The organism is Bacillus sp. B1(2022) (genome assembly GCF_040259625.1).
GTDB classification, from domain to species: Bacteria; Bacillota; Bacilli; order Bacillales; family Bacillaceae; genus Bacillus; species Bacillus velezensis.
Map to the genome: position 1 here is coordinate 204,839 of NZ_JANIFO010000007.1, position 8,951 is coordinate 213,789.

General features: G+C 50.1%; 7 protein-coding genes. 3 read left to right on the forward strand and 4 right to left on the reverse strand.

Going from position 1 to position 8,951, the window contains the following annotated elements; all coding sequences use genetic code 11:
• Window positions 1–40: 40 nt before the first annotated feature.
• From NQS30_RS14140 to sspI, 4 genes are all read right to left on the reverse strand, one after another.
• The gene (locus NQS30_RS14140) at window positions 41–1,369 is read right to left on the reverse strand and encodes a (Fe-S)-binding protein (RefSeq protein WP_085342244.1); all 1,329 of its coding nucleotides are present in this window, start codon (window positions 1,367–1,369) and stop codon (window positions 41–43) included.
• On the reverse strand, window positions 1,366–2,778 hold the full coding sequence (gene glcD / locus NQS30_RS14145) for a glycolate oxidase subunit GlcD (protein WP_015417962.1): 1,413 nt from the start codon (window positions 2,776–2,778) through the stop codon (window positions 1,366–1,368). The genes NQS30_RS14140 and glcD overlap by 4 nt, the downstream gene beginning before the upstream one ends.
• Window positions 2,779–2,877: 99 nt before the next feature.
• The gene (locus NQS30_RS14150) at window positions 2,878–3,963 is read right to left on the reverse strand and encodes a CdaR family transcriptional regulator (protein WP_069007603.1); all 1,086 of its coding nucleotides are present in this window, start codon (window positions 3,961–3,963) and stop codon (window positions 2,878–2,880) included.
• A 61-nt stretch (window positions 3,964–4,024) separates the two neighbouring features.
• Window positions 4,025–4,240 (reverse strand): small acid-soluble spore protein SspI, encoded by a 216-nt coding sequence (gene sspI / locus NQS30_RS14155; protein WP_003152527.1) that lies wholly within the window; start codon window positions 4,238–4,240, stop codon window positions 4,025–4,027.
• A 119-nt stretch (window positions 4,241–4,359) separates the two neighbouring features.
• Between sspI and NQS30_RS14160 the strand changes: the two genes are divergently transcribed.
• The 3 genes from NQS30_RS14160 to pheT all read left to right on the forward strand — a co-directional run bounded on the left by NQS30_RS14160 (window position 4,360) and on the right by pheT (window position 8,930).
• Complete coding sequence (locus NQS30_RS14160) at window positions 4,360–5,106, forward strand: TrmH family RNA methyltransferase (protein ID WP_052827709.1); 747 nt, start codon at window positions 4,360–4,362, stop codon at window positions 5,104–5,106.
• A 361-nt stretch (window positions 5,107–5,467) separates the two neighbouring features.
• Entirely contained in the window at window positions 5,468–6,502 is a 1,035-nt protein-coding gene (gene pheS / locus NQS30_RS14165) for a phenylalanine--tRNA ligase subunit alpha (protein ID WP_003152530.1), read from the forward strand.
• A gap of 13 nt (window positions 6,503–6,515) precedes the next feature.
• On the forward strand, window positions 6,516–8,930 hold the full coding sequence (gene pheT, locus NQS30_RS14170) for a phenylalanine--tRNA ligase subunit beta (RefSeq protein ID WP_124692786.1): 2,415 nt from the start codon (window positions 6,516–6,518) through the stop codon (window positions 8,928–8,930).
• The last annotated feature ends 21 nt before the right edge of the window (window positions 8,931–8,951 follow it).

Here is an 8,951-nt window from a genome sequence, read left to right on the forward strand (position 1 = left end):
ATAAAAAAGCAGAGAGCCGATATGTCTCTCTGCTTTCATCTTATGACAAATCCGCCGCTTCCAAAAGGTAATCCGCCAAATGAACCGCGCGGACACGGCCAGTTAATCCTTCGCGTAAAATGCCGAGCTGCATTTGCAGAAGGCATCCGGGATTGGCTGTCACGATGACGGCCGCCTCCGTTTTTCCGGCTGCTTTCATCTTACTGTCTAATATTTTCATAGACATCTCTGACTCTGTTATATTATAAATTCCCGCCGACCCGCAGCAGCTGTCGGCCTTTTCCATTTCTCTGTACTCAGCCCCTTTAATGCTTTTCAAAAGCGTGCGCGGTTCCTCTGACGTATGCATCACATTGCGGAGATGGCAGGAGTCCTGATATGTGACGATATGAGGAGACTGCGCCCGCAGGTTTTTTTGATGGAACTTCAGATCAACCAGTACGGATGAAAAGTCTTTGAGCTTCCGGACGAATTGTTCGGCACGTTCCGCCCATCCAGGTTCATCTTTCAGTAAATGCGGATATTCCTGAAGAAAGGCGCCGCATCCGCCGGCGTTTGTAATGATATAATCAGCGTCAAGCGCCTCAAAAGCCGCGATATTCCGCTTGGCCAGTTCTTTTCCCATCTCTTTTTCTCCGCTGTGCCCGTGAAGCGCGCCGCAGCACGCCTGGCCGTCCGGAACCGCGATTTCACACCCGGCCGCCTGTAAAAGCGCCGTTGTCGCATGATTTGTCGCTAAAAACATCGTATCCATTAAGCAGCCCGAGAAAAAAGCGGCCCGTTTTTGGACGGGACCCGCGGCAGGAAGAAAACGCGGCCTTTCCTTCAGGTCTTTCCGTTTCGGGGCGGGCGGGAGCACTTGTTCCATTGTGCGCAGATGTTCAGGCAAAACGCGCAGCATACCGGTTTTTCTGACGGCGGTCTGCAGTCCCGATCTTTGGTATATTCCGAGAAGATTCACGGCTGTCTGCATGCGGTTTTGATGAGGGAAAAGCCCGGTGAAGGCGGCTTTCCGCAAGAGGCGCACGCCCGGCTTATGTTTTTTATTTTGATGAATGATATCCCTCGCTTCTTCAAGCAGCTGTCCGTAATTGACCCCTGCCGGACAAACGGGCTCGCATGCCCGGCATCCGAGACACAGCGAAAGTGAGCGCTCGACATCTTCATCCGGCTCGATCAGTCCGTCAGTGACGGCTTTCATCAGGGCGATCCGGCCGCGCGGCGAATGGGATTCTTGAAATCCCGATTCAATATAGGTCGGACAGGAAGGAAGGCAGAAGCCGCAGCGCATACAGTTCAGCAATTCACCTTCATCCATGCGGGTTTTGAATTCTGTTTGAATTTGTTGCTGCTCTTTAGCCGTTGTCATTTCATCACCACCACGCGTTTCCTTGATGAATTGGCGAATATTTTTCCCGGATTCAGCAGATTTTGGGGATCAAGCGCTTGTTTGATCGCTTTCATGGCGGTGATGCCTTCTGTTTTCAGTTTCATTTCTAAATACGGCGCTTTTACGATGCCGACCCCGTGTTCACCCGTTATCGTCCCGCCCAGCTCAATCGCTTTTTCAAAAATGGCGGCAAAAGCTTTTTCGACACGTTCCATCTCCTCTGTATTTCGGATATCGGTGGTGCACGTCGGATGGAGGTTGCCGTCTCCGGCATGGCCGAATGTGCAGATGGACAGGCCGTATGTTTCTGCAATCTCGTTAATGGCTTTGACCATGCTGGCAATTTGTGATCTCGGCACGGTCGCATCTTCCAGAATCGTTGTCGGTTTCAGCCGGGCAAGGGCTGATAATGCGGACCGTCTGGCCTCTGTAAGCGCGAATGCCTCTTCCTCGGTTTCAGCCGTTTGGACGGATACGGCGGCTCCGTTTTTACAAATCGCTTCGATTTTTTCCATATCTCGTCTGACCGTGTCGATGTCACCGTCCTGTTCGATCAGCAGCACCGCTTTTGCGTCGGTCGGAAGCCCGATCTTGGCGTAATCTTCAATGACCTGCAGTGTCGGCTGATCAAGAAATTCGAGTGTCGCCGGAATGATTTTTTCAGCGATGATGGCAGAAACCGATTCCGCAGCCGCTTCAATATGTTCATAGAGTGCAAGCAGCGTTTTTTTCGTTTCCGGCTTCGGAACCAGCTTTAAAGTCGCTTCCGTCACAACGCCGAGCGTCCCTTCTGATCCGACGAAAAGCCGGGTCAGATCATAACCGGCGACATCCTTTGTCAGCTTTCCTCCTGTGCGGATGATATCGCCTGAAGCCAATACGGCTTCAAGTCCGAGGACATAATCCCGGGTGACACCGTACTTCAAACCGCGCAGCCCGCCGGAATTTTCATTAATATTCCCGCCGATTGTCGATATTTTCATGCTGCTCGGATCAGGCGGATAAAATAAACCTTTTTGTTCAACCGCACGGATCATATCTTGCGTAATCACGCCCGGCTGGACGGTTGCCGTCAAATTTTCTTCATCGATTTCTAGAATGCGGTTCATATGTTTGAATAAAAGCACAAGCCCGCCTTCAGACGGACATGTGCCGCCGCATAGGTTTGTGCCTGAACCCCTCGGCACGATCGGAATGTCATGCCTGCTGCAAATCGTTAATATACGGGACACGTCATCCGCGCTGCGGGGGGCGATTACCGCATCCGGCATGGCTTGCAGCTGAGGAGCCGCATCATAAGAATACACAAGACGGCCCGCCGCCGAATCATCATAATTCTCCTTCCCGACCGTCCGGATGAACGCTTCTTTTGCCTCTCGTGAAATCATGTTCTCCCAACCTCCCTGATAAGAAAAGCGTTTTCATTTAATTGTAAAGAAAAACGATTCCGCACACTATGGAGAAACATATGAAAAATGATGATATGATTACGTTCTTTTTGTATGTTGATCTAAAAAGCGCAGCGCCAAATAAAAAGCCGTTATGTCTTCGGGACGGTCAAGCTTCATATTTGTCAGTGATTCCAGTTTGGAAAGACGGTAGCGCAATGTATTGATATGAATATGCATGTCGTCGGCGGTGCGCTTTAACGATAATTGCCGGTCGAAAAAGGCGCGCAGCGTATCCAGAAGTTCTTCCCGGCCGAGTACATGCTCGAGAACCCGCCGTGAAAACTCCGACCGCGTGCCGGGTGCGATATCGGCAAGACACATATCCAGTTTTAAATCTTCTTCAAAGACGGCCTGCTTGTCATCGATTCCGGCTGAAAGTGCTTTATCCGCCTGTTCGTATGATTCCGTGAGGCGCTCTCCCGGAACGATCCGTCCGATGCCGGCGGTGACAGGCTGCCCAAAAACGGCGCCGATCTTTTTAATGAGCTGTGTTTTGGAAGCCGAATTTGCTTCATGATTAATGAGAATTCGTTCATTTCCCCAGCGGACAAACAGGTCTTCAGGGCATTCGTACTGCCAGAGCCGCCCGAGCTCCTCCGCTTTATATTGCTCATAACGGCCTTGAATGAGTATGATCCGGCGGTATGCATGAAGGTCTGCGCCGATGAGCTTTGCTTTTTCTAAAAAGCCCGGAGACCATTCTTTCAGCTGCAGCCAATCAACCATAAAGGATTCAAGCATTCTCGCACGCCACTGCGCTTCTTCCATATGGCGCGTTTCTTTAATAAACAGCTCCGTCATTTTTCTGAGCAATTCTCCGAAAGGCAGGATATCGTCAGGGTCTCCTGTCAGGCCGAATACTCCGATCACTTCATGGCCTGAAAAAACGGGGAGGTTCAGTCCTGCTTTTACGCCCTCGAGCCGTTTTTCATCTTCTTTCGTAATGATGACATTCCGTTTTTCGCGTGCGCAGATCAGTGCGCCTTCATGAAACCATCCGGCGCGCGCCTCGTTGGTGCCCGCGATGATCATGCCTTTTGTATCGGCAATAATCACTTCGCGGCTGTACATATGTTTGACTTCGGCAATCAATTTCTTTGCCAGTTCCGGCTGTAACTGCATGGCGATCCCCCTCGCCATTATTATACAAAAAAAACCGGGTGTCCCATCACCCGGTTCATGCTTATTGCGCAGGTTTTAATCCGCCTTCAAGTGTTTTGAGCATTTCATTTTTTTCTGAGTCCGACGCATGCTGCCAAAGAACTTCGAATAAGACGCCGAGGCCCGGAAGCATTTTTTCTTCACCGCTTTGGATGGCGTCAACGATAGTATGCTCCAGCTGATCCTGGTTATTGCCGGTTACATTGGCAATAACGGCGTTGCGTAAATTAAGATCCATTACAACCGCTCCTTTTTCTGAATGTGATACGCATATTCTTACCGCGCACGCGGTTTATTATGTGCTGTTCTTAAGATATAATAACAACATGCATGAAAAAAGGAGAGCACAGACATAAAGTGAAACGAATCGACTCTGCAAAAAACCAAAAAGTGAAGGATTGGAAAAAACTTCACACAAAAAAAGAGAGACTTAAAACGAATACATTTCTGATAGAAGGAGAGCATCTGGCAGAAGAAGCGCTCAAATCAAAGGGAACGGTAAAAGAAATTCTCGTAAACGATGAGAGCGCCATCCCGGCCGATCTGGACATGAGCATTCCGTGCTACGTGCTGAGCGAAGACGCGTTTTCAGCCGTGACGGAAACAGAAACGCCGCAGCGGATCGCCGCGGTCTGCCATATGCCGGATAAGCAGCCTGATCAGCTGAAGCGGCTGCTTCTGATTGATGCCGTGCAGGACCCGGGGAATTTAGGAACAATGATCAGAACGGCAGATGCAGCGGGGATCGACGCCGTTGTCCTTGGTGAGGGAACAGCAGACCCGTACAATGGAAAAACGCTGCGTTCAGCACAAGGTTCTCATTTTCATATTCCCATTTTGAAACGTCCGCTTGATGAGTTTACCGCTGAGCTGAAATCACAAGGCGTCGCGATCTACGGCACGGCGCTTGAAAACGGTGCGGCTTATCAAAGCGTGAAGCCTGAAGAATCGTTCGCGTTAATCGTCGGGAACGAGGGGGCGGGAGTGGACTCCGGCCTTCTGCAAAAAACGGATCTCAACCTGTACGTTCCGCTGTACGGGCAGGCGGAATCGCTGAATGTGGCGGTAGCGGCCGCCATCCTCGTTTATCATCTCAGAGGATAGGTTGCGAAAAGCCTTGGATTTCACTATAATAGATAGCAATAATGTAAAAACCGTGACAGAGGACGTCAATTTTTGCACACACTGCCTTCCAGGGAGAAAATGCCGCTGACTGAGAGCATTTTTATCGCAGCACAAAAATTGATTTTCACCTCTCGAGTTGTCACCGGGACCGCGCCAAACGCGCGTAAAGGTGAACCGGAACGATCGTTTCCGTTATGTCAATGAAGCTGTCGGCAGATGAAGTCTGCCTTAAAAAGGGTGGTACCGCGGCCACAACTCGTCCCTTCTCTCAAGGGGCGGGTTTTTTTGTTTTCTGAAAAAGGCATAGAACGGTTTGGTTTACATAAAAGGAGGATGCATGATGGAAGAGAAGCTTAAACAGCTCGAACTGGAAGCTGCAGAAAAAGTAGAAGCGGCGGGTTCATTAAAAGAAGTTAACGACATTCGGGTGCAATATCTCGGAAAAAAAGGGCCGATTACAGAAGTTCTCCGCGGCATGGGCAAACTGTCCGCCGAAGAGCGCCCGAAAATGGGAGCGCTCGCCAATGAAGTGAGAGAGCGCATTGCAGCAGCCATTACGGCGAAAAATGAACAGCTTGAACAAGAAGAAATGAATAAAAAACTCAGCAGCCAGACGATTGACGTCACGTTGCCGGGCAGTCAGGTAAACATCGGCGGACGCCATCCGCTGACGGTCGTTATTGAAGAAATTGAAGATTTATTTATCGGCATGGGATATACCGTCGAAGAAGGCCCTGAAGTGGAAACGGATTATTACAACTTTGAGGCGCTGAACCTGCCGAAGGAACATCCTGCCCGCGACATGCAGGACAGCTTTTACATTACAGAAGAAATGCTGATGAGAACGCAGACGTCACCGGTGCAGACGCGCACGATGGAAAAGCATAAAGGAAAAGGCCCTGTCAAAATCATTTGTCCCGGTAAAGTGTATCGCCGCGACAACGATGACGCGACACATTCCCATCAGTTCATGCAGATCGAGGGTCTCGTCGTCGACCGCAAAATCAGCATGAGCGACCTGAAAGGCACGCTTGAATTGGTCGCCAAAAAAATGTTCGGCCAAGACCGTGAAATCAGGCTCCGTCCGAGCTTTTTCCCATTCACAGAGCCTTCTGTCGAGGTGGATGTGACCTGCTTTAAGTGCGGCGGACAAGGCTGCTCCGTCTGCAAAAAAACAGGCTGGATCGAAATTCTCGGCGCCGGCATGGTTCACCCGAACGTGCTGAAGATGGCTGGATTCAATCCTGAGGAATACCAGGGTTTTGCTTTCGGAATGGGTGTGGAACGTATCGCGATGCTGAAATACGGCATTGAAGATATCCGCCATTTCTATACCAATGATGTCAGATTCATTTCGCAGTTTAAACAGGCGTAAGAGGAGGATACACATGTTTGTTTCTTATAAATGGTTAGAAGATTACGTTGACTTGCAGGGAATCGACCCGGCCGTGCTTGCAGAAAAAATTACGAGAGCCGGTATTGAAGTTGAGGGTATCGAGTATAAAGGGGAGGGCGTAAAAGGCGTTGTCATCGGATACGTCCTTGAGCGCGAACAGCACCCGAATGCCGACAAACTCAACAAATGCCTTGTTGATATCGGTGCGGAGGAACCCGTGCAGATTATCTGCGGCGCCCCGAATGTTGATAAAGGACAGAAGGTTGCCGTTGCAACGGTCGGAGCCGTGCTTCCCGGCAATTTCAAAATTAAAAAAGCCAAGCTGCGCGGCGAAGCGTCTCACGGCATGATCTGTTCCCTTCAGGAGCTCGGCATTGAAAGCAAGCTCGTGGCGAAAGAATATGCGGAAGGCATTTTCGTTTTTCCGAATGATGCTGAAACGGGAGCTGACGCAATGGCGGCCCTTCAGCTTGATGATGCGATTTTAGAATTGGGCTTAACGCCGAACCGCGCCGACGCGATGAACATGCTTGGCGTGGCTTATGAAGTTGCGGCTATCCTCGGCGCAGAGGTAAAGCTTCCGGAGGCTTCATATGAAAAAGCGGCAGAAAAAGCGGCGGATGCTGTTTCCGTTAAGGTTGAAGATACGCAGGCCAATCCGCATTATGCCGCAAAAATCATTAAAAACGTCAAAATCGGCCCGTCTCCGCTATGGATGCAGACGAAGCTGATGAATGCAGGCATCCGCCCGCATAATAACGTCGTGGACATTACAAACTTCGTCCTCCTTGAGTACGGACAGCCGCTTCACGCTTTCGATTACGACCGGTTCGGTTCAAAAGAGGTCGTCGTCAGAAAAGCGGCGGAAAACGAAACCATCGTAACGCTGGATGAACAAGAGCGCAAGCTGTCAAGCAGCCATTTGGTCATCACAAACGGAAAAAAAGCGCAAGCCGTTGCGGGAGTCATGGGCGGAGCTGAGTCTGAAGTCCGTGAAGACACCACTGCGATTTTACTGGAGGCCGCTTATTTCGACGGACAGACCGTCCGCAAAGCGTCGAGAGACCTCGGATTGAGAAGCGAAGCGAGTGCCAGATATGAAAAAGGCATTGATCCGGCACGCGTTTTGCTGGCGGCTGAACGGGCCTGCAGTCTCATTCAGGCATATGCCGGCGGAGAAGTGCTCTCAGGCACGGTTGAAGAAAACCATCTGAAAATCGAAGCAAACAATATTCACGTGTCTGTTGAAAAAGTGAACGCCGTGCTCGGCATGACAATCGCTAAAGAAGAAATCATCAGCATTTACAAGCGCCTCGGGTTTGCAGTCGGTGAAGCTGAAGACGTTCTCGTCGTAACGGTGCCGTCGCGCCGCGGAGATATTAGAATAGAAGAAGACCTGATTGAAGAAGCGGCGAGATTGTACGGGTATGACAATATCCCGTCCACGCTTCCGGAAACGGCCGGCACGACAGGCGGCTTGACACCGTATCAGGCAAAACGCCGGAAAGTGAGACGTTTCCTTGAAGGAGCGGGTCTTTCACAAGCGACCACTTATTCATTGACGAATGATAAAAAAGCGGCCGCTTTTGCGATCGAAAAATCATTCAACACGATGCTTGCTCTGCCGATGAGCGAAGAAAGAAGCATTCTCAGACACAGCCTCGTGCCGAATCTTCTTGAAGCCGTTTCATACAATCTGGCCAGACAGACTGATTCCGTTGCTTTATATGAAACGGGTTCTGTATTTCTGACGAAAGAAGAAAACACAAAACCGGTTGAAAAAGAACGGGTTGCCGGAGCTGTAACCGGATTGTGGCGCAAAAATTTATGGCAGGGTGAGAAAAAGCCGGTTGATTTCTTCGTCGCCAAAGGAATCGTTGAAGGCCTGCTGCATCAATTGAATGTGTCAGACCGGGTTGAATTTGTCCAGTCAGAACGCAAAAACATGCATCCCGGCCGGACGGCAAACATTCTATTGAACGGTTCGCTTGCCGGATTTATCGGCCAGGTGCATCCGGCAATGGAAAAAGAGCTGGATATCAAAGAAACGTATGTGTTCGAGCTTGATCTGCACGCGCTTCTGACCGAGGAAACAGAACCTGTCGTGTATACGCCGATTCCGAAGTACCCGTCCGTCACGCGCGATATTGCGCTTGTGGCAGATAAAACCGTTACAAGCGGACAGCTCGAAGCCGTGATCAAAGAAGCCGGCGGCGCGCTGCTGAAAGAAGTCACCGTATTTGATGTGTACGAAGGTGAGCATATGGAAGAGGGCAAAAAATCCGTCGCCTTCTCGCTCCAATATGTTAACCCTGAACAAACATTGACAGAAGAAGAAGTGACAAAAGTTCATGAAAACGTGCTGAAAGCGCTAGAAGAAACGTATCAGGCCGTATTAAGAGGATAAAGAAAAAGCTTGCAGATCACT

Bases quoted from the DNA above. Each gene is read 5' to 3' on its own strand.
- pheT (WP_124692786.1), top strand. From the start codon at position 6,516: ATGTTTGTTTCTTATAAATGGTTAGAAGATTACGTTGACTTGCAGGGA.
- NQS30_RS14140 (WP_085342244.1), bottom strand. From the start codon at position 1,369: ATGACAACGGCTAAAGAGCAGCAACAAATTCAAACAGAATTCAAAACC.
- NQS30_RS14150 (WP_069007603.1), bottom strand. From the start codon at position 3,963: ATGCAGTTACAGCCGGAACTGGCAAAGAAATTGATTGCCGAAGTCAAA.
- sspI (WP_003152527.1), bottom strand. From the start codon at position 4,240: ATGGATCTTAATTTACGCAACGCCGTTATTGCCAATGTAACCGGCAAT.
- pheS (WP_003152530.1), top strand. From the start codon at position 5,468: ATGGAAGAGAAGCTTAAACAGCTCGAACTGGAAGCTGCAGAAAAAGTA.
- glcD (WP_015417962.1), bottom strand. From the start codon at position 2,778: ATGATTTCACGAGAGGCAAAAGAAGCGTTCATCCGGACGGTCGGGAAG.